Source organism: Acidovorax sp. FW305-C-20-28, from assembly GCF_058783375.1.
This window is the reverse complement of the sequence record NZ_JBYSYM010000012.1, coordinates 69025-91315: the sequence shown is the minus strand read 5'-3', so window position 1 is coordinate 91315 and position 22291 is coordinate 69025. Positions and strand designations below refer to the sequence as shown.

General features: G+C 69.2%; 24 protein-coding genes. 16 read left to right on the top strand and 8 right to left on the bottom strand.

The genetic code is table 11. The features are described from left to right. Positions 1 to 67 precede the first annotated feature (67 nt). Positions 68 to 1105 (top strand): hypothetical protein, encoded by a 1038-nt coding sequence (locus AC3WOH_RS15510; RefSeq protein WP_492230183.1) that lies wholly within the window; start codon positions 68 to 70, stop codon positions 1103 to 1105. Here AC3WOH_RS15510 and AC3WOH_RS15505 read toward each other — a convergent pair. From AC3WOH_RS15505 to AC3WOH_RS15475, 7 genes are all read right to left on the bottom strand, one after another. Beyond that, positions 1086 to 3185 carry a flagellar biosynthesis protein FlhA gene (locus AC3WOH_RS15505; protein WP_492230182.1) on the bottom strand — a complete coding sequence of 700 codons (2100 nt, stop codon included), beginning with the start codon at positions 3183 to 3185 and terminating at the stop codon, positions 1086 to 1088. The two genes, AC3WOH_RS15510 and AC3WOH_RS15505, sit on opposite strands and share 20 nt — an antisense overlap. Then, positions 3182 to 4321 carry a flagellar type III secretion system protein FlhB gene (gene flhB, locus AC3WOH_RS15500; RefSeq protein WP_492230181.1) on the bottom strand — a complete coding sequence of 380 codons (1140 nt, stop codon included), beginning with the start codon at positions 4319 to 4321 and terminating at the stop codon, positions 3182 to 3184. The genes AC3WOH_RS15505 and flhB overlap by 4 nt, the downstream gene beginning before the upstream one ends. After that, a complete protein-coding gene (gene fliR / locus AC3WOH_RS15495; RefSeq protein WP_184862691.1) occupies positions 4321 to 5097 on the bottom strand; it encodes a flagellar biosynthetic protein FliR in 777 nt (258 codons plus the stop codon). The genes flhB and fliR overlap by 1 nt, the downstream gene beginning before the upstream one ends. Before the next feature lie 15 nt (positions 5098 to 5112). Continuing rightward, on the bottom strand, positions 5113 to 5385 hold the full coding sequence (fliQ, locus tag AC3WOH_RS15490; protein ID WP_311773861.1) for a flagellar biosynthesis protein FliQ: 273 nt from the start codon (positions 5383 to 5385) through the stop codon (positions 5113 to 5115). A gap of 151 nt (positions 5386 to 5536) precedes the next feature. After that, entirely contained in the window at positions 5537 to 6298 is a 762-nt protein-coding gene (fliP, locus tag AC3WOH_RS15485) for a flagellar type III secretion system pore protein FliP (RefSeq protein ID WP_492230180.1), read from the bottom strand. Positions 6299 to 6314: 16 nt separating this feature from the next. Then, positions 6315 to 6692, bottom strand: a complete 378-nt coding sequence (locus tag AC3WOH_RS15480; protein ID WP_492230179.1) for a FliM/FliN family flagellar motor switch protein — start codon at positions 6690 to 6692, stop codon at positions 6315 to 6317. An 18-nt stretch (positions 6693 to 6710) separates the two neighbouring features. After that, complete coding sequence (locus AC3WOH_RS15475; protein ID WP_492230178.1) at positions 6711 to 7586, bottom strand: FliM/FliN family flagellar motor switch protein; 876 nt, start codon at positions 7584 to 7586, stop codon at positions 6711 to 6713. Between the two features lie 262 nt (positions 7587 to 7848). On the opposite strand from AC3WOH_RS15475, the gene AC3WOH_RS15470 reads away from it, so the two are divergent. Continuing rightward, the gene (locus tag AC3WOH_RS15470) at positions 7849 to 8742 is read left to right on the top strand and encodes a helix-turn-helix domain-containing protein (protein ID WP_492230177.1); all 894 of its coding nucleotides are present in this window, start codon (positions 7849 to 7851) and stop codon (positions 8740 to 8742) included. 7 nt (positions 8743 to 8749) lie between these two features. Here AC3WOH_RS15470 and AC3WOH_RS15465 read toward each other — a convergent pair whose 3' ends face one another. Then, on the bottom strand, positions 8750 to 9934 hold the full coding sequence (locus tag AC3WOH_RS15465; protein ID WP_492230176.1) for a sensor histidine kinase: 1185 nt from the start codon (positions 9932 to 9934) through the stop codon (positions 8750 to 8752). A 357-nt stretch (positions 9935 to 10291) separates the two neighbouring features. Between AC3WOH_RS15465 and fliE the strand changes: the two genes are divergently transcribed. From fliE to AC3WOH_RS15395, 14 genes are all read left to right on the top strand, one after another. Next, the gene (fliE, locus tag AC3WOH_RS15460) at positions 10292 to 10636 is read left to right on the top strand and encodes a flagellar hook-basal body complex protein FliE (RefSeq protein ID WP_492230175.1); all 345 of its coding nucleotides are present in this window, start codon (positions 10292 to 10294) and stop codon (positions 10634 to 10636) included. Between the two features lie 21 nt (positions 10637 to 10657). Continuing rightward, positions 10658 to 12349 carry a flagellar basal-body MS-ring/collar protein FliF gene (gene fliF, locus AC3WOH_RS15455; RefSeq protein WP_492230174.1) on the top strand — a complete coding sequence of 564 codons (1692 nt, stop codon included), beginning with the start codon at positions 10658 to 10660 and terminating at the stop codon, positions 12347 to 12349. Further along, the gene (locus tag AC3WOH_RS15450) at positions 12333 to 13364 is read left to right on the top strand and encodes a flagellar motor switch protein FliG (RefSeq protein WP_492230173.1); all 1032 of its coding nucleotides are present in this window, start codon (positions 12333 to 12335) and stop codon (positions 13362 to 13364) included. The genes fliF and AC3WOH_RS15450 overlap by 17 nt, the downstream gene beginning before the upstream one ends. Beyond that, a complete protein-coding gene (gene fliH / locus AC3WOH_RS15445) occupies positions 13361 to 14053 on the top strand; it encodes a flagellar assembly protein FliH (RefSeq protein ID WP_492230172.1) in 693 nt (230 codons plus the stop codon). The genes AC3WOH_RS15450 and fliH overlap by 4 nt, the downstream gene beginning before the upstream one ends. Next, complete coding sequence (fliI, locus tag AC3WOH_RS15440) at positions 14050 to 15360, top strand: flagellar protein export ATPase FliI (protein WP_492230171.1); 1311 nt, start codon at positions 14050 to 14052, stop codon at positions 15358 to 15360. The genes fliH and fliI overlap by 4 nt, the downstream gene beginning before the upstream one ends. Then, positions 15357 to 15794 (top strand): flagellar FliJ family protein, encoded by a 438-nt coding sequence (locus AC3WOH_RS15435; protein WP_492230170.1) that lies wholly within the window; start codon positions 15357 to 15359, stop codon positions 15792 to 15794. Before fliI ends, AC3WOH_RS15435 begins: the two co-directional genes overlap by 4 nt. 96 nt (positions 15795 to 15890) lie before the next feature. Further along, positions 15891 to 17255, top strand: coding sequence for a flagellar filament capping protein FliD (gene fliD, locus AC3WOH_RS15430; RefSeq protein ID WP_492230169.1), 1365 nt, complete (start codon positions 15891 to 15893; stop codon positions 17253 to 17255). A gap of 18 nt (positions 17256 to 17273) precedes the next feature. After that, positions 17274 to 17660: a flagellar export chaperone FliS gene (gene fliS / locus AC3WOH_RS15425; protein ID WP_184862668.1), complete on the top strand. Its 387-nt coding sequence runs from the start codon at positions 17274 to 17276 to the stop codon at positions 17658 to 17660. After that, positions 17653 to 17964, top strand: a complete 312-nt coding sequence (locus AC3WOH_RS15420; protein WP_492230168.1) for a hypothetical protein — start codon at positions 17653 to 17655, stop codon at positions 17962 to 17964. Before fliS ends, AC3WOH_RS15420 begins: the two co-directional genes overlap by 8 nt. Next, on the top strand, positions 17961 to 19166 hold the full coding sequence (locus AC3WOH_RS15415) for a flagellar hook-length control protein FliK (RefSeq protein ID WP_492230167.1): 1206 nt from the start codon (positions 17961 to 17963) through the stop codon (positions 19164 to 19166). The genes AC3WOH_RS15420 and AC3WOH_RS15415 overlap by 4 nt, the downstream gene beginning before the upstream one ends. 4 nt (positions 19167 to 19170) lie before the next feature. Then, positions 19171 to 19638 (top strand): flagellar basal body-associated FliL family protein, encoded by a 468-nt coding sequence (locus tag AC3WOH_RS15410; RefSeq protein ID WP_492230166.1) that lies wholly within the window; start codon positions 19171 to 19173, stop codon positions 19636 to 19638. A 9-nt stretch (positions 19639 to 19647) separates the two neighbouring features. Continuing rightward, complete coding sequence (gene fliA, locus AC3WOH_RS15405; RefSeq protein WP_492230165.1) at positions 19648 to 20367, top strand: RNA polymerase sigma factor FliA; 720 nt, start codon at positions 19648 to 19650, stop codon at positions 20365 to 20367. Positions 20368 to 20391: 24 nt separating this feature from the next. Next, on the top strand, positions 20392 to 21294 hold the full coding sequence (motA, locus tag AC3WOH_RS15400; RefSeq protein ID WP_492230164.1) for a flagellar motor stator protein MotA: 903 nt from the start codon (positions 20392 to 20394) through the stop codon (positions 21292 to 21294). Further along, complete coding sequence (locus tag AC3WOH_RS15395) at positions 21284 to 22273, top strand: flagellar motor protein MotB (protein ID WP_492230163.1); 990 nt, start codon at positions 21284 to 21286, stop codon at positions 22271 to 22273. The genes motA and AC3WOH_RS15395 overlap by 11 nt, the downstream gene beginning before the upstream one ends. Positions 22274 to 22291 lie beyond the last annotated feature (18 nt).

Here is a 22291-nt window from a genome sequence, read left to right as displayed (position 1 = left end):
CCGCACCAGCCAACCGCATGCGGTTGGTTTTTTTTTGGCATTCACCCCTGGGTGACGGGAGCATCGCATGGCTTTGGAGCGACTGGGCAGCAGCCCCGTACCAGCGGGTGCCCCGGGGCGGGCGCTGGCAGCGCGCCCTGGCACCGCCTTCCCGGCCACGGCCACCACCGCCCTCTCGCGGCTCGACCCGGTGGAGCCCCTGCTGCGCCTGCGCGTCACGGCCGCCTTCGATGGCGGCCTGCTGGCCCGCGGGCCCGAGGGCCAGCCCGTCCAGATCCCGGCCTCGGCCCTCGCGGGCCAGCGCTGGGAGCCTGGGCAACTGCTGCTGGTGCGTGTGGTGGCCACCACGCCGCAACTGGAGCTGGCCGTGCTCGGCCCTGCCGAGGAGGGCATGGCCCCATCCGTGGCAACGGCCCGCGGCGGCAGCGATGCTGGGGCCCGCTCACAGACCCCGACGCCCGCCCTGCTCCCCGACCAGGCTGGCATCCACCGCCTGCTGCTGGCGCCGCTGCAGGTGCCGGTGCTGGCCGCGCAGTGGCGCAACCTGGTGCTCGCGCACTGGCGGCAGGCCAGCCTTGCACAAACGTCCTCAGCGGCACTGCTGCCGCAGCGCTCCGATGCCATGGCCCTGGCCAGTGAGCTACCCACCCAGGCCCAGCAGGCCCTGCAGGGCCTGCTGGTGTTCCACACCCTGCTGTGGCCCGGGGTGTGGCTCACGTTCTGGCCCGCGCCGGCGCGCGCGCGCCCCTCTGGTCCGCGCAGGAACCCGGCCCAGCGGCTGTGCCTGGAACTCGACCTGCCCGGCCTGGGCACGGTGCGCGTGGACCTGGAACTGCTGGGCACCGCCGCGGCCGCGGTGCTGTGCGCCAGCGCGGCCGATGCCGTGCCGCTGCTGCAAAGCCGCGCCACGCTGGCAGCGGCCTCGCTGGCCCGCTCCCACCTGCGCCTGCTGCACTGGCAGGTGCTGCACCAGCAGCCGCTCGCAGCCATGGCGCCGCTGCCGGCATCGGCACCACAGTGGGGGCCGGCCGACCTGGCCCTGCCGCCCGGCCTGTTCCGGGCCGCGGCCGAGGTGCTGAATGCGCTCAGCCCACCGTTCCGATGATGCTGATGTCGCGGTTCTCGGGGATCTCGTTGTACGACAGCACGGCCAGCCCCGGCGCGAACAGCCGTGCATAGCGCGCCAGCAGCGGCCGCACCTGGGGCATGACGAGCAGCAGCGGCGGCGTGGTCTGCTGCTTCATCTGGTCGCGCGCCAGCGGCATGTGGGCCTGCAGCTGCGACAGCAGGTTCGGGTCGATGGCGTAGTTGTCCAGCGCCACCTTGGCGCCGCCCTGGCGCGCCTGGTTGAGCGCGCCCAGCAGCATGTTCTCGAGCTCGCTCGTGAGGTTGAAGACCTTGAGCTCGGGGCGCGGTCCGCTCAGGCCTTCGACAATCTGGCGGCGCAAGGTACAGCGCACCTCGGCCGCCATGAGGATGGGGTCCTTTGTGGTGTCCACGGTGTCGAGCAAGGTGGTGGCGATGGGCACGATGTCCTTGAGCGAGACGTTCTCGGTCAGCAGCACGCGCAGCACCTTGAGCAGTTGGACATGCGTCATGGCCTTGGTCAGCGCCTCGGCCAGCCGGGGCGCCAGCGCCGTGAGGCGCTCCATGAGCTCCACCACGTCCTCGTGGCCGAACAGCTCGGGCAGGTTCTCGCGCACCACCTTGCCCAGGTGGGTGGCGACAACGCTGGGAATATCCACCACCTGGTAGCCCAGGCCCAGGGCATGCGCCTTGTCGTCGGGCTTGATCCAGACCACGGGCATGCCATAGGCCGGGTCCACGCCAGGTTCGCCATCCACCTCGCCGTAGAGCTGGGGTGAGGGTATGGCCATGAGCCGGTCGGCCGGCACCTCGGCGCGGGCCACGGGCGTGCCGCGCAACTGGATCACGTACTGCGAGGGCTTGATGCTGAGGTCATCGCGCACGGCCACAGCAGGCAGCAGCAGGCCCAGGGACTCGCTCTGCGTCTGGCGCACGCCCTTGACGCGCTTGAGCAGGGGCGCCCCCTGGGCCTTGTCGATCAGGCCCACGAGGCGGTAGCCCAGGGCCACGGCCAGCGGCTCCACCACAGGCAGGCTGCGCCAGTCGATGTCGGCCGGAGGCTCGGCCGTGGCCAGGGTCGCGCTCAGGGCCTGGGCGTCGGTGGCCGGCAGGGGCCGCGGCGCGCGCCGGGACTGGCGCCAACCCACGAAGGCCAGCACCGCCGCGAACCCCAGGAAGCTGAACCAGGGCATGCCCGGGATCAGGCCCAGCGCGGCCATGATCACGGCCGCGCTGTACAGCGCCTGGGGTGAAGCCAGCAGTTGGCCGCTGACCTGGCTCTCGAAGTCGCCCGAGTCGCTCACGCGCGTGACGATGATGGCCGCCGCCGCCGACAACAGCAGCGCCGGGATCTGCGCCACCAGGCCGTCGCCGATGGTCAGCAGCGCATACTGGCGGAAGGCGTCGCCGAACGACAGGTCGTGCATCAGCGCGCCGATGGCCACGCCCCCGATCATGTTGATGAACAGGATCAGGATGCCCGCGATGGCGTCGCCGCGCACGAACTTGGAGGCACCGTCCATGGCCCCGTAGAAGTCGGCCTCCATGCCGACCTCGCGCCGGCGCGCCTGGGCTTTTTCCTGGTTGATGAGGCCGGCGTTCAGGTCGGCGTCGATGGCCATCTGCTTGCCTGGCAGTGCATCGAGCGTGAAGCGCGCCGAGACCTCGGAGATGCGCTCCGAGCCCTTGGTCACGACCACGAAGTTGATGATCATCAGGATGACGAACACCACCAGGCCGACCACGAAGTTGCCGCCGATCACCACATTGCCGAAGGCCTCGATCACCTGGCCCGCCGCGTGCGTGCCCTCATGGCCGTGCAGCAGCACCACGCGCGTGGACGCGACGTTGAGCGCCAGGCGCATCAGCGTGGTGCCCAGGATGATGGTCGGGAAGGTGGAGAACTCCAGCGGCCGGCTGACCGAGACGCTGATCAGTATCACCACGATGGCCAGCACGATGTTGAACGTGAACAGCACATCCAGCAGCGCTGGCGGCAGCGGCAGGATGATCATGGCCAGCAAGGCCAGCAGCATCAGGGGCGAGGCAAAGCTGTAGCGGCGCAGCAGGTCGCGCAGTGCAGGCGGCAGGAAGTTCATGGCGAATCGGGGGTCGACAGATGGGTGGGCACGGCCACGTCGGTGGGCGGGCGGGGCTCATGGGGGCGCTGGCCGGCCTTGAAGGCCTTGAGCTGCAGTACATAGTTCAGCACCAGGGCCACGGCCGTGTACAGCGGGATCGGGATCTGCTGGTGCACCTGGCTGGTGTGGTAGACGGCGCGCGCCAGCGGCGGCATGCTCACCACCTCCACGCGGTGCTCGCGCGCCACCTCGCGGATGAACAGCGCCATCTCGTCCACCCCCTTGGCGACCACGAAGGGCGCCTGGGCGCGGCGCTCGTCGTACTTCAAGGCCACGGCATAGTGCTCGGGGTTGACGATGACCACATCGGCCGTGGGCACGGCCGAGCGCACGCTGCGCCGCGACAGCTGGCGTTGCAACTGGCGGATGCGCTGCTTGACCTCGGGGCGGCCCTCGTTGCTCTTGTGTTCCTCCTTCTGGTCCTGCTTGCTCATGCGCTGGCCACGCAGAAAGAAGAACACCTGCACGGGCAGGTCGATCAGGCCGAACAGCACGAACACCAGGGCCATGGCGAACACGCCGGAGAGCGCCATGTCCCAGCCCTGCGCGAGGGCATCGCCCAGGGCCATGCCCTGCAGGCGCAGGTAGTCGGCGGCCGTGCGGGTGCACAGGTACCAGAGCACGGCCGACAGCAAGGCGGCCTTGAGCACCGACGCCACCACCCCCGCCAGGTGCTTGCCACCGAACAAACGCCCCAGGTTGGCCAGCGGATTGAGCCGGCTGAACTTGGGCAGCAGGTTCTCCGATGAAAACACCCAGCCCCCCGGGACCAGGGAGGCCAGCAGCAGCAACAGCGGCATGAGTGCGAACGGCGCCACGAGCTTGAGCACCAGCAGCGCTGCCGCCAGAAAGAGCATGGACCAGGCGTTGTCCAGCGCGCCGTCGCCCTCCAGGTGGGCCAGACTGTAGTGGAAGATCTGGCGGAAGTCCTGCAGGTAGCCCGGCATCAGCCAGACCAGCAGGTACAGGCTGGCCACGATGCCCACGGCGGTCACCAGGTCCTTGGAGCGGGCGGCCTGGCCCTGCTCGCGGGCCTTTCTGAGCTTCTGCGCCGAAGGCTTTTCGGTCTTGTCGCCGCTGGAGGATTCGGCCATCAGCGGCGCTCCAGCATGCTCAGGCGCAGCATCTCGAGGACCTGGGTGGTCATGCGCAGGTAGTGCTCGGGCAGGTAGCGCACCAGCAGTGCCAGCATGACCAGGCCGAACAAGGTCACCACGGAGAACCCGAGGGCGAACAGGTTCAGGGTCGGCGCCACGCGCGCGAGAAAGCCGAAACCCAGCTGCACCACGAAGGTCGCCAGCACCACCGGCAGGGCCAGCAGCAAGGCCGCCGAGAACACCCAGGCCACATTGAACGCCACCGTGCGCAGGGCCGGCACATGGATGCCCCCACCCACAGGCCACTGCTGGAAGCTCGCGCCCATCACCTGCGTGACGAGCAGGTGGCCGTCCATGGAGAAGAACACCAGCATGCCGAGCACCGACAGCAGGCTGGACACCACGTCCGAGGAAATGCCCGACAGCGGGTCGTTCATGGTGGCCATCGACAAGCCCATCTGGCTCGACACCAGGTAGCCCAGCACCATGATCACCGAGGTGGTGAAGTGCAGCGCCAGCCCCAGCAGGCCACCGATGGCCGCCTGCTCGATGGTGGCCACCACCGCGTGCAGCGACAGCGGATCGATCTCCACCACCGGCCGCGCCACGGGCATCAACACCACGGCCAGCACCAGGGACAACAGCAGCCGCAGCGTCACGGGCACGCTGCCATCGCCCAGGATGGGCGCGGCACTGAGCAGCGCCATGGCGCGGCAGAACGGCCACCACAGGGCCAGCAGCTGGGCCAGCAGGCCGGGAAAGACAGCGTCCATGGCAGACCCGCGCAGCTAACCCACCAGCGTGGCGGCGCGCTGAAAGATCTCCACGCAGAAATCCATCAACAGCCCCGCCATCCAGCGGCCGCCGACAATCACCGCCAGCAGCGTGACCAGGAGGCGCGGCAGAAAGCTCAGCGTCTGCTCATTGATCTGCGTGGCGGCCTGGAAGATCCCCACGATCAGCCCCACGATCAACCCCGGCACGACCAGCACCGCCACCAGCAGCATCACCAGGTGCAGGCTCTCACTGACCAGATCGACCGCGATTTCAGGCGTCAGCATGGGCTCCCTCCCGGAATTTCAGCGACGCATGGTCCACGCGCAATGAGACCGGCGCGGCCGACGCCAGCGCCCCCGTGCAAGGGCCGCCCCGCCGCACTGGGGGCGTCCCCCCTCTGGGGGGATGGCGCGAAGCGACTCAGGGGGGAGTCCATCAATACGCCCGCACACTGGTAATCAACGTGTTCACGGTCAGCGTCCAGCCGTCCACCAGCACGAACAGCAGCAGCTTGAGCGGCAGCGAGATCACGAGCGGCGACAGCATCATCATGCCCATGGCCATGAGCACCGAGGCCACGACAAGGTCGACCACCATGAACGGTATGAACAGCATGCAGCCCACCTGGAAGGCGGTCTTGAGCTCGCTGAGCACGAAGGCCGCGAGCTTCACGGTGAAGGCATGTTGCGCGGGCTCGGCCACCGGGGCCTCGCCGGCCAGGCCCGAGATCTGCTGCAGCGCGCTCTTGCTGGTCTGCGCGAGCATGAAGCGCGAGAGCGGCTCCTCGGCGCGTTTCAGTGCGAGCTCCAGGCCGATCTTGTCCTGGTCATAGGGCACGAAGGCATTGGTCCAGATGTTCTCGCCCACGGGCCGCATCACGAGCAGGGTCAGGATCAGCGCCACGCCCGTCACGATGCGGTTGGGCAGGCCCTGCTGCAACCCCAGGGCCTGGCGCAGCAGCGACAGGATGATCACGAAGCGCACGAAGCTGGTCATCATCAGCATCAGCACGGGCAGCAGCCCGAGCAGCGTCATGATGACCAGGACCTGCGTCTTCACGGTGAACTCGGTCTGGGCCCCCTTGGCCCCCACGCTGATCAGCGGCACCGTGTTGGCGGCCCAGGCCGTATCCGCCCCGCCCAGCGCCAGGGCGAGCAGGACCACAGCGGCCCATCCGGCCGTTCGTCGCAAGGTCATGGCAAGGTGCTCCGGCTCAGTTCGGAGCGTCGATCGACAGCAGGTCCAGATCGGCCAGCTCGATCACGCGCAGGCCGTAGTTCTCGCCGGCGACCACCACCTCGGCACGGCCGATCGGCGTGCCGTTGACCTTGATCACGAGCGGCGTGCCCGCCACGGCATCGAGCTCCACCACACTGTCGTGCTGCAGGGCCATGACCTGGTCGAGCGTGATGTCGGCCGAGCCCACCTCCAGCGTCAGCGTGACCGGGATCTTGCGCAGCATCTGCGCGAAATCGCGGCGCGGGCGCTGCGGCGCGGCCACAGGGGCCTCGGCCAGCGGCAGGTCCTCGTCCGCGAGGTGGGGAGGAAGCTCGTCCAGCAGGGTGTCGAATCCGGGGTTGTCTTGGCTCATGGGAGTAGCTCGCCAGCGTCAGGCTGCGTCGTTGAATGCGGTGAGCCACAGCCCACCCTTGTGCTCTGCCACCGTGGCGGTGAACAGGCGCGAATCCTTGATCAGGACATCGGCCGTCTGGAAGCTGACCGGAATCACATCGCCCGGGCGCAGGTCCATCACCTCGCCCAGCGTCATGCGCCGGCGCAGCAGGCGCGCCGACAGGCGCAGGGGAATGCGCCCCGCCAGCGGGCGGGTTTCGGCATGCAGGCGCTCGCGCCGGGCCTGGGAGCGGCCGGTGGTCAGCTGGGCCAGCAGGCGCTCCATCCAGGCGTCGTCCAGACCGATCTGCACTTCGGAGCGCAGGCCCCAGCCGGGCTCCTCCACGGTCAGCACGAGCGACCAGGCCCCCACGGCATCGCGCGATTGCGCCAGCCATTGCACCGCAGCGTCGCCTTCGCTGTCCGGCTGCGGCCCCATGGCCAGCGCCGCCAGGCCGGCCTGCACACGCTGCGCCAGGGCCGCCACGAGGTCCTCGCCGAGCCGGCGCGCCAGCCGGTCCTCGGTGGCCGTGAAGGGAATGGTCGCCGGATCCAGCACCGCGCCGCTGCCCACGCCATAGCGGCAGTGCAGCAGGCGCAACAGCAGCTCGCGCTCCACCGCCACCCCCATGCGCCCCTGCGCCAGGCCATACACCTGCCAGCGTGGTGACGGGCTGGCAGGGCGGTGCGCCATGCGCGCCTCGGCTACGGCCAGGCGCGTGCCATAGCGCCGGTTCATGCCCTGGCGCAGCAGGTCCGACAGGTCGGCACCGAACTTGCGCGCAAACGGCGCCAGCAGGTGCACCGGCCGCCCCAGGGTGCGTGCGTCCAGGACGGGATGGAGCGCAGCCGAGTACTGCGCGGATTGCGTCATATCAAGCCAAACCGATGAGAGTTGAACAATGCTGCGTGTAGGACAACGATTACGGCCTTGACCCGGCCAGTTGGGCTATATTGGTCTGCATCCAGAACAGCAGCAGGTCGGACGGAGCATGGCCCCTTCCGACCTGTTTGCGCATTTGAGTGCAATTTACGCAACATTTTACAGGCAGAAACAAAATTGTCCAGTTTTGGGATCGCTTCTTAAGAAGTCGTTACTTTTTGTCGCCAATTTGCTGCACCCAAGGCAAAACACCATGATCGAGCCCAAGCATTCCGATCCGCACGACCCAGCCGCCGGCGACTTCGCCGGCGAGGAGCAGCAACCCACCAGCGTCATCTCGCGCCGCCTGCACGCCTTCTTCAGTGCGCAGGGCTGGCCGCGGCACAAGCATTCCTCCCAGCTGGCGGTCATCCTGGGCCTGTCGCGTTCGGGCGCGTTCCGCAAGTTCCAGGACGGCTCCTTCTCCAGCGCCGACCTGCTGGCCCTGGCCCAGTACTTCCAGGTGGATGTCAGCACCCCGCTGAGCAACCAGCCCAGCCAGGCGCAGCGCGAATCCGCAGATGCCGTGGCTGCCCAGATGCAGATGGGCGCACGCAGCCTGGCCTGCATGGCCACCCTGGGCACCGAACTCGGCCCCCATGAGCATTGCGAGCTGGTGGCCACACGCGATGGCAGCGAGTGGCGCGTGCAAGCCTATGCCGACGCCCCGGCCACGGCACCGCGGCACCGGGTGCTGCACCTGTCCATCACCCCCCTGCAACGCCCACTGCCACGCATCGCCATCCTGGAGGACTCCGCCGACCTGGCCGCCAACCTCCAGGAGGCCTTCACGCGCTCGGGCTACCATGCGAGCACCTTCGCCTCGGCCGCGGACCTGTCCTACGAGGCGGCCGTTGCGCCGTTCGACGCCTATGTCGTGGACTGGTGGCTGGGTGGCCAGACCGCCGCCGATGCGCTGCGCGCCATCCGCCGCGCCCAGCCCACCGCCCCGCTGATCCTGACCACCGGAGCGATCGCCTCGGGCAATGCGGCCGAGGAAGAGATTGCGCGCATGGCGCTGACCCTGCGCATCCAGGTGATCGAAAAGCCCTTTCGCCTGGCCCTCCTGATCTCCCAGGTCAAGCAGCTTCTGGGCGAAAGCAGCTAGGGCCGGCTCAGGCGAAGTGCTGCATGGCGGAGCGCAGGCGCGCCACCGAAATCGGTTTTTCGAACTTCGCAGCCAGCAGCAGATCCCCCTCGGCATCGCTCTCGTGGTAGGCCGACAGCGCCACAATGGGCGTTTCGACGTTCAGCCCCCCGGGCTGGCGCGCCGCACGGGCCACGTCATAGCCGCTGCCATCGTGCAGGCACAGGTCCAGCACCAGGCCGTCGTACCGGGTGGTCTGCAGCATCTGCAAGGCACGGGCCACGCTCGCAGCCCCCTCCGCCTGGGCCCCCAGGGCCTGCAGCATGGCCAGCAGGCCCTGGCGCACATCGTCGTTGTCGTCGACCACCAGCACGCGCTGGCGCCGTGACGTCGGCACCGCCGCCCGGACCTCCTGGGTGCGCTCGATCTCCACCGGAATCTGCACGATGAAGGCCGTGCCCTCGCCCACCCGGCTCACCACCCGGGCCGTGCCCTGCAGCAGGTCGGACATGAGCTTGACCACCGCCAGGCCCAGGCCCGCGCCCTGCTGCGTCTTGCTGCCACGCACGAAGGGCGCCCATACATCGACCGCAGCATCGAAGCCCGGCCCGCGGTCCATCACGGCGATGGTGACCTGGGCGGGCGCCTCCTGCACCTGCACCGAGCACAGCACCTCGCCCGGGTTGGCGTACTTCACGCTGTTGGAAATCAGGTTGGTGATGATCTGGCGCAGCCGCGCGGGGTCGGTGATGACCCGCGGACAGGGCTCGGGATCCACGCACACCTCGAGCCGCACCCCGCGCTCGCGCGCCGCCTCCTCGTATTCGGCGACGATGATGCGCATCATCAGGTCGGGCTGGAACAGCATGGGCGAGACCTTCAACCGCCCGCCACTCAGGCGCGCAAACTCCACCGTGTCGTTCATCTGCGCCTCCAGCTGCTGGGCGCTGCGGCGCAGGCGGCGAAACGCCTGGTCGTCCGAAGGCAGGTGCCCGCTGAGCTCGATGAGTTCGACCGAGCTGATCAGCGTCTGCAACGGGGTCAGCATCTCGTGGGCCATCATGCCCAGGAACTCATTGCGCTCAGCCAGCGTCTGCTGCGCCTGCTCCAGCGCCAGGCGCGCCCTGCGCAGGCCCAGGTAGACGGAAATCCCCCAGCCGCCTGCCACCAAGACCAGCCCCCCCACCACCGCCAGCTCGAATCCGTACTGCATCGCTGCGTCACCGCTCCAGGCGGCCCCTCACCTTTGTGCCCCCTGCGGAGCGAGAAGCCATGTGCAACAGATACACATGCTACTGAGAAATCAACAATTCATCCAACTTGGCACCATTTTCCTATGGAAAACCCTTAAAAGCGACCCCATGAGGCCACCATTTCTCAAACACACCCCCTCAACCGGGAGCAAGCAGCGCAACAAAGAGCCAGAAAATTCGCATCGTTGGTTTTTTGATGATTTTTACGCATCATTTGTAAAATCTCACTTACAATGAAGAACAAATTGCAACCATTGGCCTGGTGACATCCACCTGCAGGCCCGTTTGCACGGCGATTTTTCAAGGATGCATTCCCCATGAGCCAAGCCACCGCTGCCCTGATCCAGGCCGACCTGCGCCAGATCCAGGCCCCACTGGGCACCCTGAGCGCCCCGACCCCGATCCTGGGAGCCACGGGCGACGCCGACGCCGCCCCCGGGGCCGGCGGCTTTGCGGACCGCATGATGGCGGCGGTGCACTCCGTCAACCAGCAAGACCACGATGCGGGGGTGAAGATGGCCGAGGTGGACAGCGGCGCCAGCGACGACCTCGTGGGCGCCATGCTCGCCAGCCAGGAAGCCAGCCTGTCGTTCTCCATGCTGATGCAGGTGCGCAACAAGGTCATGGGCGCCATGGAAGACCTGGTCAAGCTGCCGCTGTAAGAGCGCACCGGAGTCGTTCGCGTGAATGCCACCACCCTGAAATCCGGCTGGGAACGCCTGCGCGCGGGCGGCCTGCCCCGCCTTGCGCCGGCCTTCGTGAAAAACCTCGCCCCCCTGGTCCTGCTGGCCGCCGGCCTCACGGCCGTGGTGCTGATGTTCCTGTGGAACGCCGAGGCCGGGTACAAGCCGGTGTTCGGTGCGCGCGAAAAGGTGGCTGCGGCCGACATGATGTCGGTGCTCGAAGCCGAGCAGATCCCCTACCGCATCCATCCCGAAAGCGGCCAGGTGCTGGTGCCCGAGAAATCGCTGGGCAAGGTGCGCATGCTGCTGGCCGCCAAGGGCGTGACCGCCAAGCTGCCCGCCGGCCTGGAGCTCATGGACCGCAACGACCCGCTCGGCGTGAGCCAGTTCGTGCAGGACGTGCGCTTTCGCCGCGGCCTGGAGGGTGAGCTGGCGCAGAGCATCGGCGCGCTCGATGCCGTGGAGTCGGCCCGCGTGCACCTGTCCATCGCCAAGTCGACCTCGTTCGTCATCAGCGATGGCACGCAAAGCTCGGCCTCGGTGATGCTCACGCTCAAGCCCGGCCGTCGCCTCGGCCCGGAGCAGATCGCCGCCGTCGTCAACCTCGTGGCGGGCAGCGTGGCCAGTCTCTCGCCCCAGCGCGTGCAACTGGTGGACCAGAGCGGCAACCTGCTCTCGGCCCATGTGGACCTGAGCCAGGGCCTGGATGCCCTGAACGGCGGCGAGGCCGCTGCGCGCCACCGCGATGCCACGCTGCGCAGCATCCGCGAGCTGCTCGCGCCCGTGCTGGGCGAAGACAACTTCAAGGCCAGCGTCACCGCCGAGGTGGACGAGGACCGCATCGAGGAAACCCAGGAAAAATTCGGCACCGACCCGCGCGTGACCGCCGAGGCGGTGCGCGACGAGCAAGACCGCGCCCTGGCCGCCATCGGCGTGCCCGGCTCGCTGAGCAACCGCCCCGTCAACTCCGACCCGGCCGCAACCCCGCCCGCCGACCCGAACGCCGCCAACGCGAACACGGCCCGCAAGAACGCCACCACGCGCCAGTACGCCTACGACCGCAGCATCAAGCAGATCAAGCGCAGCCGCAGCCGCCTGAGCAAGCTGCACGTGTCGGTGGTGCTCAACACCGCCGTCGCCCCCAAGGGCGCCACCGCCGGCTGGAGCGCCCCCGAGCTGGCCCACATCGAGAAGATCCTGCACAACGGCCTGGGCATCAATGCCGAGCGCGGCGACCAGCTCATCGTCTCGGCCCTGGCCTTCCGCGCCCCGCCTGCGCCGCAACCCTGGTGGCAGCAGCGCGACACCGTCGTCGACTGGGGCATGCCGCTGGTCTACCTGTTGGCAGCGGTACTGGCCTTTTTCTTCGTCGTGCGTCCTCTGGTGCGCAGCACCCAGCAGCGCCTGGCAGCCCCGGCGCCGCTGGCCCTGGGCCAGGCGCCCGCCCTGACGCCCGTGGTGCCGCTCGATGAGGGCGGCACTGCGCCTGCCGTCGCCGTCGCCAGCCCTGCCGCGGTGGCCGGCCCTGGCGCCATGCCCGTGGTGCCCCTGCTCGAAGACTACGACCTGCCGCCCCCCGGCTCGCCCGTGGATGTGATGGTGAGCCACCTGCGCGTGCTGGCCGAGAAGGAGCCCGAGCGCGTGGCCGAAGTCGTGAAACAGTGGATTCAGAAACATGGCCACCCGAATTGACCCCCCGATCGCTGCCCAGGGCGATACCACCAGCGGCCCGCTGGAGCAGGCCGCCATCGTGCTGCTGTGCATGGGCGAGGAGCCTGCCGCCGCCGTGCTGCGCTGTCTCTCGCGCGAGGAGCTGCTCGAGGTCACGCAGGTCATGTCGCGCCTGAGCGGCATCAAGGTCGAGACCGTGCGCATCTCCATGCAGCGCTTCTTCGACGACTACCGCGAGCAAAGCGGGGTGCACGGCGCCTCGCGCTCCTACCTCAAGCGCTCGCTGGACCTGGCGCTCGGTGCCGACATCGCGGGCAACGTGCTCAACAGCATCTACGGCGACGCCATCCGTCCCAAGATGGCGCGCCTGCAATGGGCCTCGCCCAAGTGGCTGGCCGAGCGCATCGCCCAGGAGCATGTGCGCATGCAGGCAGTGTTCCTGGCGTTCCTGCCGCCCCCCCAGGCCAGCGCCGTGATCGAGGCCCTGCCCGAAGCCAGCCGCGACCACGTGCTGCTGAACATGGCGCGGCTGCAGGAGATCGAGAGCGAATGGCTGATCGAGCTCGAAGAGATCGTCGGGCGCTGCCTGGACGACCTGGGCACGCAAAGCGCCACCGTCGAAGGCTCGCGCCAGGTCGCGGAGATCATCAACCGGCTCTCGGGCGACAAGCGCAGCATGATCGAGCTGCTGCGCGCGCACGACCCCGAGGTGGTATCGGCCATCGAGGTGCGCATGTACGACTTCTTCATGCTCTCGAACCAGACCGAGGCCGTGCTGATCCGCCTGCTCGACGACATCCCGCTCGAGCAATGGGCCATCGCGCTCAAGGGTGCCGAGCCCTCGGTGCGCGATGCCATCCTGCGCGCCATGCCGCGCCGCCAGGCCCAGAGCTTCGAGGACCTGCTGCGCCGCGCCGGCCCCATGCCGCTGAGCCGCGTGGAGCAGACGCGCCGCGAGATCATGGCCCAGGTCAAGGCCCTGGCCGATGCGGGCGAGATCCAGATCCAGCTGTTCGCGGAAGCCACCGTCGAATGAAGCAGCACCTGCGACTGCACCGCTTTCCGCCCCTGGCGCAGCTGCGCGACCGCCCCCCGGTGGTCGCGGGTGGCGACGCGTCCCTGGTGGCCGACGGCTTCCAGGAAGGCATGGCCAAGGGCTACGAGGAGGGCCTGCAGTCGGGCTGGCACAGCGGCCACCAGGAAGGCCTGGCGGCCGGCCTGGAAGAAGGCCGCAGCCAGGGCACGGCCCAGGGCCGCGAGGAAGCCGGCGCCCGGCTCGCGCAGATCGGAGCGCCCCTGCAGGCAGCGCTCGAACAGCTGCAGCAGCTGCAGGCCGACTACCAGGCCGCCATGCGCAAGGAAGTGGTGGAACTGGTGGCCAAGGTGGCACGCCAGGTGATCCGCTGCGAACTCGCCCTGCAACCCCAGCAGCTGCTGGCCATGGTCGACGAGACCCTGGCCACCCTGCCGCGCGTGAGCGACGAAGAGGTGCAGGTGCACCTGAACCCCGAAGAATGCCAGCGCCTGCACGAGCTGCAGCCCGAGGGCGCCCGGCGCTGGAAGCTGCGCCCCGACCCACGCCTCGAACCCGGCGAATGCCATGTGCATGCCGGCAACCACGAGGCCGACGCCGGCTGCCGCCAGCGCCAGGCCGCCGTGATGGAGCAGGTGTCCGCACAGCTGCTCGACGCACCAGCGCCCGCCGCGGCCGAGGCCACGCCATGATCGCCGCCGCGCTGCGCAAGCTGGAACTGGGCGCCGTGCCCGTGGCCACGCCCACGGGACGGCTCGTGGGGGCATCGGGGCTGCTGCTGGAAAGCGCAGGCTGCGCGCTGCACACGGGCCAGCGCTGCCACATCGAGACCGCGGCAGGCGGCTGGATCGACGCGCAGGTCGTGGGCTTTCGCGAGGACCTGTCCTACCTCATGCCCTTCAAGAAGACCGAGGGCCTGGCCACGGGCGCCCGCGTGCTGCCGGCTCCCGACCGCTCGGACCTGATGATCGGGCCGAGCTGGCTCGGGCGCATCGTCAACGGCCTGGGCGAACCGATCGACGGCCTGGGCCGCCTGGGCGGCGAGCATGTCCTGCCCGCCCACCCCCCGCACGTGAACCCGCTGCGCAAGCGGCCTGTGGACCAGCCGCTGGACGTGGGCGTGCGCGCCATCAACGGCCTGCTCACGCTGGGCCGGGGCCAGCGCGTAGGCCTGATGGCCGGCAGCGGTGTGGGCAAGAGCGTGCTGCTGGGCCTGATCACACGCCAGACCGTGGCCGACGTGGTCGTCGTGGGCCTGATCGGCGAGCGCGGCCGCGAAGTGCGCGAGTTCATCGAGCGCTCGCTGGGCCCCGCCGGCCTGGCCCGCGCCGTGGTGGTGGTGGCACCGGCCGACGAATCCCCGCTGATGCGCCTCAAGGCCACCGAGCTGTGCCATACGATCGCCGCGCACTACCGCGACCAGGGCCAGCATGTGCTGCTGCTCGTGGACTCGCTCACGCGCTACGCCATGGCCCGGCGCGAGGTCGCGCTGTCGCTGGGCGAGCCCCCGGCCACGCGCGGCTACCCGCCCTCGGTCTTCAGCCTGCTGCCGCAGCTCGTGGAGAGCGCAGGCAATGGCGAGAACCCCCAGGGCAGCATGAGCGCCATCTACACCGTGCTGGCCGAAGGCGACGACCAGCAGGACCCCGTGGTGGACACGGCACGCGCCATCCTGGACGGCCATATCGTGCTTTCGCGCGCCCTGGCGGAGCGCGGCCACTACCCGGCCATCGACATCACGGCCTCCATCAGCCGCTGCATGGCCCTGGTCAGCACGCCAGAGCAGCAGCGCGCCGCACGCCAGTTCAAGGAGCTGCTGTCGCGCTACGCCCAGGTGCGCGACATGCTGCCGCTGGGCGCCTATGTGCCGGGCGCCGACCCGGTGACCGACCGGGCCGTGGCGCTGTACCCGCGCATCGAGGCCTTTCTGCACCAGGGCACGGCCGAGGCCGCGCCCCTGCACGACACCCTGGCCCGGCTCGAAGAGGTGATGGCATGACGGCGACCGCGCAGAGCATCGCAAACCTGGCCCGCCTGGCCGAGCTGCGCCAGCGCGAAGTGGAGCGCCAGCAGGCCGAGGTGGCCGGCAAGCAGCGCGTGCGCGAGCGCTACCAGCGCAACCTGGACCGCCTGGACACGCTGACCCGCAATGTGGGGGCCAGCGGCGCCGGCCTGGCGGTGGCGGCCCTCAACAGCGGCAACTACAAGCACAGCGTGATGCAGCTGGCGCACACGCACCGCAACGACCTGGCCCTGCACGACGCCGACCTGGCGGTGGCACGCCAGGCCCTGGCCAGCGCCTCGCGCCAGCACGAATCGGTGAACCAGTTGCTCGAACGCCAGCGCCAGGACCTGCAGCGGGCCCGGGACGCCGAGGAACAGAAACGCCAGGACGAGATGGCCACCCTGATGTGGCAGCGGAGGCCCGCATGAGCCCCAGCCCTTGCCGCACCGATTTCATAAAGCGCGACTTTGTGTCGCCTTCTGCCTCAGACCGCCCTTTTTCACCCGTTTTGAGAGGAATCTGACATGGCAGACATCACCCCCAGCACGATGGCGACCCAGCTGGCCACCTCGTACACCGCGCGCGCCCAGAGCCTGCTGACATCGCAGACCAAGGCCGCCCAGGCCACCGGCACGGCCCTGACCAAGCTGCAATCGGCGCTGAGCGCCTTCAGCTCGGCCCTCGGCGGCCTGGCCGGCAGCACCGGCAAGAGCCTGGTGCAGCGCACCACCACGCTGAGCAGCACCGGCTTTGCCAGCGCCACGGCCAGCGCATCGGCCCCGGCCGGCAATTATTCGGTGTTCGTGCAGCAGGTGGCCGCGCCGCACCAGGTCGCGTTCGAGGACCTGCCCGCCGTACCGGTCTCGCTGGGCGGCCCCCTGGTCGTGAAGCTGCAGGACGGCACGGACTTCACCGTGGCCCTGACCCAGGCCGACACCGACAACGATGGCACCATCTCTCAGACCGAAATCGCCCGCGCCATCAACCAGGCAAACGACAACCAGGGCAAGGTGACGGCCGCCACGGCGACCGTGGACGGCAAGACCCAGCTCGTGCTGTCGTCCGGCAAGACCGGCGAGGCCGGCCGCATCACGCTGGACACCAGCGGGCTGCCTGCCAGCACCCTCAAGACGGCCCTGTCCACCGCCAAGGAGCTCTCGCCCGCCCGCGATGCGGTGGTCTACCTGTTCGGCGACGCGACCACCGGCACCCGGCTGCAGCAGGCATCCAACACGGTGACGGCCATCGACGGCGTCACACTGACACTGACCAAAGCCATGCAGCCGGCCGACAGCCCGCTGGTCGTGACGGTGGGCAACGACGACAGCGGCACCACGGCCAATGTGCAGAAGTTCGTCGATGCCTACAACGCGCTCGAAAAGACCCTGGACGAGCTCACGGCCCTGGGCGCAGACGGCAGCACCCGGGCGGCCTTTGCGTCCGATTCCGGCCTGCGCGCGCTGCGCGACCGCATGAGTTCGGTGCTGCGCCAGAGCCATGGCGGCATGAGCCTGTCCCAGTTCGGCATCAGCACGGACCGCAGCGGCAACATGTCGCTGGACAGCACCAAGCTGCAAAAAACCCTGGCCGCCCATCCCGAAGGCCTGGACAAACTGTTGGGCAACACCAGCCTGAGCGGCTCCAGCGGCGTGCTGGGCGCCCTGAACGACGCCGTCAAGGGCTGGACCGACACCAGCAAGGGCCATATCCAGCAGCGCAAGGCCTCGCTCGATACCCAGCAACGGGGCCTCACGGCGCGCCAGACCCGCCTGGATAACCAGTACGACATGGCCTACAAGCGCTACCTCGCGCAATTCACCCAACTGCAGAACCTGCAGTCGCTCATGGGCGACAACAGCAGCCTGCTCAGCAACCTCGGGGCGGCCTGACCGCGCCCCCACCCCTCCATGGACTACGACGCCTACCGCAGCTACCACGCCGTCAACCTGAACGCGCAAACCGCCAACGCTTCGCCCGTGCAGCTCGTCATGATCCTCATGGACGGCCTGCTCGAAGAGCTGGCGCGCGCGCGGGGCCACATCGAGGGGCGGCGCTACGAGCTCAAGGCGCGCAGCCTGGACAAGTGCGTGGACATCCTCAACGGCCTGTCCAGCGCGCTGGACTTCGACAGCGGCGGCGAGGTCGTGGCCAACCTGGGCCGCCTCTACGAATACTGTGCCTGGCGCCTGCACAAGGCCGGCCTGGAGCTGCAGGCCGAGATGGTCGACGAAGTGGTGGGCCTGCTCACCACCATCCGCAATGGCTGGCAGAACGTGCAGGCCGCCCATGGCTGATCCCCGGCACATGCTCGCGCTGGCCCGGCGCCTGCGCGAAGGCAGCCTGGCGCGCGACTGGGACGCGCTGGCCCACACCAGCCGCGAGCTCGCGGCCCTGCTCGCCCCGCTGGCTGCGGACCAGGTGCGCGCGCCCGCCGAACGCCAGGCCCTGCGCGAGCTGCAGCAGGCCCACCAGCAGGCCCATGCCCTGTGCAACACCGCCACCGAACAGCTGCAGCGCGCTCTGGAGGAACTGCGTGCCCACAAGGACGGCTGGATGGCCTATGCCGCCCACGGCGAGATGAACGAGTCCACGACATGAGCCTTTCCCTGACCCAGGCCTTGCCCGGCACCCTGCCGCTGCCCTCCGCCGCCGCCCCCCAGGCCCTGCTGCCCGCCGCACCGGGAACACCGGCCCCGGGCATGCCCGCGGGCGCAGCGTTCTTCCAGGCCCTGCAGCAGACCGCCCAACCCGCCCTGTGGGCCGCCCTGCCGCTGCAGGCCGGCAGCGCGCCCGCCGCGCCAGTGCCCCCGCTGGCCCTGCCCATCCCTGTGGCCGAATTCCCCGCTGGCGACAGCCTGGCCGAGGCGCCCGATGAGCAGCCGCCATCCGCGGACCTGCCGGCGGCTGCGCTGCTGACCCCGTTGTTCGCCCCCATCGCAAGCACCCCGGCCTTCCAGCCGCATGGCCTGGCCCTGCTGAATGCGGTGGCCTCCCCGGATGTCGCCGCGGCCATGTCCCCGGCCTCCGTGGTGCCCTCCTCTACGCCCTCCACGTCCTTCACGCCCGCAGCAGCCCTGGCGACCCCGCTCGCGGCCCCTGCCCCGGTGCAAGAGGCGTTACCCGCCTTTGCCGCCGCCCTGCTGCAAGCGTCTACGGCACCGCAAGCAGTTTCGCCACAGCCCGCCGCTGCCCCGCAGACCGCAGCGGCACAGGTGCCAGCCACGACGGCCAGCCCGATAGAGGCCGTGGCGGCACCGCTGGAGAAGGTACTGGCTGCCGCCACCACGGCCTCGCGCGAAGCCTCCACGGCGGCATGGGCGCCCGCGCCGGCCGATGGCCTGGCCGCGCCCCTCCCGTCCACGCCCGCCGCGGCGCCGAGCGCACGCGCCGAAGGCTCCACGGCCACCGACCTGGTCGAGGCCCTGGGCGAACGCATCCACTGGCAGATCCGGCGCGGTACGGAGCGCGCCCAGATCCGCCTCGACCCGCCCATGCAAGGCCAGCTCGAGATCAGCGTGCGCCGCGATGGCGCCGGCCTGCAGATCCACCTGAGCGCCACGCACAGCGATGTGGTGCGCCAGCTGCAGGCCATCAGCGACAGCCTGCGCGGCGACCTGGCCACACGCCAGACCGGCGACGTCACGGTCACGATCGCCCAGCACGCACCGCGCGAGCACGACGGCCGCGGCCGCCAGGCCCGGGACGACGCCCCCGATGCCCAGGGCCCGGGTCAGGCCCTGGCTGAAGCCGAACGCGGCCAGGTGCCACAGGCGTTTGAACCCATGACCTTCCCGGGCTGATCCCATGACCAAGACACGGCAACTCATTGTTTTCTCTCTGCTGGCGCTGGCCATGGCCGGCCTGGGCGGAGGCGGCGCCTGGTGGTGGCTCAAGGGCCGCGCACCGGCCGACGACACCGCGCAGGCGCCCGCCAAGCCGGTCTACGACAAGCAGGAATACAAGTACATCAGCCTGGACAAGGTGATCGTGATGCTGCGCGGCCAGGCGGGGGAACCGATGGCGCACTACCTCGCGGTGGACCTGGTGTTCAAGGCCCCGGCGGAGAAGGAGCGCATCGTGAAGGAGCACCTGCCGCTGCTGCGCAGCGTGGCGGTCTCGGCGCTGTCGACCTACCCGCTCGAGAAGGCCTCCAAGATGACCATCACGGAGCTGGCGGCAGACATCAATGCGGCCTACCAGGCGAGCTACGAGCGCGACCGCAAGGAGCAGCCCTTCGTCGAGGCCCTGATCGGCAAGCTGATCATCGAATAAACCCGCCTCATGGACATGTACATGGGTTATGCCGAAGTTCACGGCGCCGCTGCCACCTGCAGCGCCGCCGATGAGCAGCGCCATCTGCTGGCCTACGCCCCGCTGGTCAAGCGGATCGTGCGCCAGCTGACGTCGCAGATCGGCGCGGCCGTGGACCGCGAGGACATGGAACAGATCGGCCTTCTGGGCCTGCTCGACGCGCTGCGCCGCTATGGCGGGGCACCCGACGGGAAGTTCGGCTCCTATGCCTCGATCCGCATCCGCGGCTCCATCCTCGACGAGCTGCGCCGCCAGGACTGGCGCCCGCGCTCCGTGCGCCAGGACAGCCACCGCATGCGCGATGCCGTGCGCGCCCTCACGCGCCGCCTGGGCCGTGCGCCCAGCGACAGCGACATCATGGCTGCGCTGAGCATCACGGCCGCCGAGCTGCAGGAGTACCGCCTGGCGGAAAACGCCGAGATGCTCGTGAGCTTCGACGAGATCCTGCAGGAACTCACCCACATGCCTTCGGCCAGCCTGAGCCCCGAAGAGGCCTTGATGGACCGCCGCAGCCTGGAGCAGGCCCTGGGCACGCTGGACGAACGCGAGCAGCGCGTGGTCCAGCTGTACTACGAGTTCGATCTCAGCCTCAAGGAAATCGCCGCCGTGCTCGAACTCACCGACGCACGCGTGTGCCAGATCAACAAGGGCGCCCTGCGGAAGATGAAAGCCTTCCTGCAGGACGCCTGACCCCCCACCCAGAAGACCCATCCCATGCAAGCCCTTGTCGGCATCATCATCGTTCTAGGCTGTGTGTTCGGCGGCTTCATGCTGCACGGCGGCAGCTTCAAGGTCATCTGGCAGCCGGTGGAGCTGCTGATCATCCTGGGTGCAGGCCTGGGGGCCATCGTGCTGGGCAACCCCAAGCATGTGCTCTCGGAAATGCTGCTGCAGCTCAAGAAGGTGGTGGGCCGCAAGAAGCCCGGCGAGGAGTTCCAGCGCCAGCTGCTGCTTTTGATGTACGAGCTGCTGCAGACCGCTGCCGGAGGCCTCAAGGCCCTGGACGCCCACGTCGAGGCGCCCCACGAGAGCGAGCTGTTTCAGCGCTACCCCCTGATCCTCGAAGAGCCCAAGCTGCTGCACTTCATCGTCGACAACTTCCGCCTGATGGCCATGGGCAAGATCAACGCCCACGAGCTGGAGGGTGTGCTGGAGCAGGAGCTGGAGGCGATCTACGAGGAGCTGTCGCAGCCCGCCAAGTCGCTGGGCAAGATCGCCGAAGCCATGCCGGGCTTCGGCATCCTGGCCGCGGTGCTGGGCATCGTGATGGCGATGAGCTCGGTCGCCGACGGCGCCGGCACCGCCGAGATCGCGGTGATGGTGGCCGCGGCCATGGTCGGCACCTTCATCGGCATCTTCTTTTGCTATGCGCTGTTCGACCCGCTGGCGAACATGATGAAACAGATCGTGCACGAGGAGCTGGCGGCGCTGGAATCGGTCAAGGTGGTGCTCGTGACCCATGTCTCGGGCAAGCCGCCGCTGCTGGCCATCGACGCCGGCCGCCGCCTCGTACAGCTGAACATCAAGCCCAGCTTCGCACTGCTCGAAAGCTGGATCGACAACATGCAGAACGCGGACGCCGCCGACCGCACGCCCGGAGAACGCCGTGCAAGCTGATGGCAACGCCAGCAAGGCCGGCAAGGGCGACGGCCACCACCCGACCGTCGTCAAGCGCGTCTCGCGCAAGGCGCACGACGAGGCCCACGGGGGCGCCTGGAAGGTGGCCTTCGCCGACTTCTGCCTGGCCCTGCTGTGCCTGTTCCTGGTACTGTGGCTGCTGGCCTCGCGCAACGCCGAGCGCAGCGAAGAGATCCTGCGCACCACGGGCGGCAAGATGTTCGACGAAGGTGCGGGCCACAAGATCCACACCTTCACCACGGCCCAGGGCAGCCTGATCCCGCGCGAGCCCGTGCCTGCGCAGGGCGTGGTGCGCCAGCCCCGCCAGGCCTTCACCAACGGCGGCCAGGGCCTGCAGCCCGGCGCGGCCCCGGTGCGCTACGACACGGCGGCCGACCTGCGGCAGTTGGCGGCCATCCTCATGCGCATGAGCGAGGACGCCGGCCTGGCCAACAACCTGCAGGCCATCATCACGCCCTTCGGCCTGCGCGTGATGCTGCACGACACCGACAAGCAGGGCATGTTCGAGCGCGGCAGCGTGGTCCCCACCGAGCGCTTCAGGCGCCTGCTGCGCAAGATGGGCCCGGTGTTCGCGCAGATGGAAAACCAGATCATCGTCGTGGGCCACACCGACTCCCTGCCCTACGCCGACGGCGACATGGGCCCGGTCTCGAACTGGACGCTGTCCAACAACCGCGCCATCGCGGCGCGCTACCACCTGCTGGCCGGCGGCATGCCCGCCGGCACCACGCTGCAGACCGTGGGCATGGCCGACCGCGCGCCCTTCGACACCAAGGACCCCAAGGCCGACACCAACCGCCGCATCGAGCTGCTGGTCCTCACGACCGAGCATGCACGTCACATGGCGGCCATGTTCGGTGCCCCCGAAACGGTGACGCCCCTGCTGCCCGGCGTGGACTCCACCGTGCCGAACCGCGAGTCCCTGACGGCGCTGCGCGAAACCCTGAGCGCCCGCTGAACGCCATGGAAACCAGAA

Bases quoted from the DNA above. Each gene is read 5' to 3' on its own strand.
- AC3WOH_RS15410 (WP_492230166.1), top strand. From the start codon at position 19,171: ATGACCAAGACACGGCAACTCATTGTTTTCTCTCTGCTGGCGCTGGCC.
- motA (WP_492230164.1), top strand. From the start codon at position 20,392: ATGCAAGCCCTTGTCGGCATCATCATCGTTCTAGGCTGTGTGTTCGGC.
- fliH (WP_492230172.1), top strand. From the start codon at position 13,361: ATGAAGCAGCACCTGCGACTGCACCGCTTTCCGCCCCTGGCGCAGCTG.
- AC3WOH_RS15435 (WP_492230170.1), top strand. From the start codon at position 15,357: ATGACGGCGACCGCGCAGAGCATCGCAAACCTGGCCCGCCTGGCCGAG.
- AC3WOH_RS15480 (WP_492230179.1), bottom strand. From the start codon at position 6,692: ATGAGCCAAGACAACCCCGGATTCGACACCCTGCTGGACGAGCTTCCT.
- AC3WOH_RS15415 (WP_492230167.1), top strand. From the start codon at position 17,961: ATGAGCCTTTCCCTGACCCAGGCCTTGCCCGGCACCCTGCCGCTGCCC.
- fliE (WP_492230175.1), top strand. From the start codon at position 10,292: ATGAGCCAAGCCACCGCTGCCCTGATCCAGGCCGACCTGCGCCAGATC.
- fliI (WP_492230171.1), top strand. From the start codon at position 14,050: ATGATCGCCGCCGCGCTGCGCAAGCTGGAACTGGGCGCCGTGCCCGTG.
- fliQ (WP_311773861.1), bottom strand. From the start codon at position 5,385: ATGCTGACGCCTGAAATCGCGGTCGATCTGGTCAGTGAGAGCCTGCAC.
- fliD (WP_492230169.1), top strand. From the start codon at position 15,891: ATGGCAGACATCACCCCCAGCACGATGGCGACCCAGCTGGCCACCTCG.
- AC3WOH_RS15475 (WP_492230178.1), bottom strand. From the start codon at position 7,586: ATGACGCAATCCGCGCAGTACTCGGCTGCGCTCCATCCCGTCCTGGAC.
- AC3WOH_RS15510 (WP_492230183.1), top strand. From the start codon at position 68: ATGGCTTTGGAGCGACTGGGCAGCAGCCCCGTACCAGCGGGTGCCCCG.
- AC3WOH_RS15465 (WP_492230176.1), bottom strand. From the start codon at position 9,934: ATGCAGTACGGATTCGAGCTGGCGGTGGTGGGGGGGCTGGTCTTGGTG.
- AC3WOH_RS15470 (WP_492230177.1), top strand. From the start codon at position 7,849: ATGATCGAGCCCAAGCATTCCGATCCGCACGACCCAGCCGCCGGCGAC.
- fliA (WP_492230165.1), top strand. From the start codon at position 19,648: ATGGACATGTACATGGGTTATGCCGAAGTTCACGGCGCCGCTGCCACC.
- flhB (WP_492230181.1), bottom strand. From the start codon at position 4,321: ATGGCCGAATCCTCCAGCGGCGACAAGACCGAAAAGCCTTCGGCGCAG.
- fliR (WP_184862691.1), bottom strand. From the start codon at position 5,097: ATGGACGCTGTCTTTCCCGGCCTGCTGGCCCAGCTGCTGGCCCTGTGG.
- fliS (WP_184862668.1), top strand. From the start codon at position 17,274: ATGGACTACGACGCCTACCGCAGCTACCACGCCGTCAACCTGAACGCG.
- AC3WOH_RS15505 (WP_492230182.1), bottom strand. From the start codon at position 3,185: ATGAACTTCCTGCCGCCTGCACTGCGCGACCTGCTGCGCCGCTACAGC.
- AC3WOH_RS15420 (WP_492230168.1), top strand. From the start codon at position 17,653: ATGGCTGATCCCCGGCACATGCTCGCGCTGGCCCGGCGCCTGCGCGAA.
- AC3WOH_RS15450 (WP_492230173.1), top strand. From the start codon at position 12,333: ATGGCCACCCGAATTGACCCCCCGATCGCTGCCCAGGGCGATACCACC.
- fliP (WP_492230180.1), bottom strand. From the start codon at position 6,298: ATGACCTTGCGACGAACGGCCGGATGGGCCGCTGTGGTCCTGCTCGCC.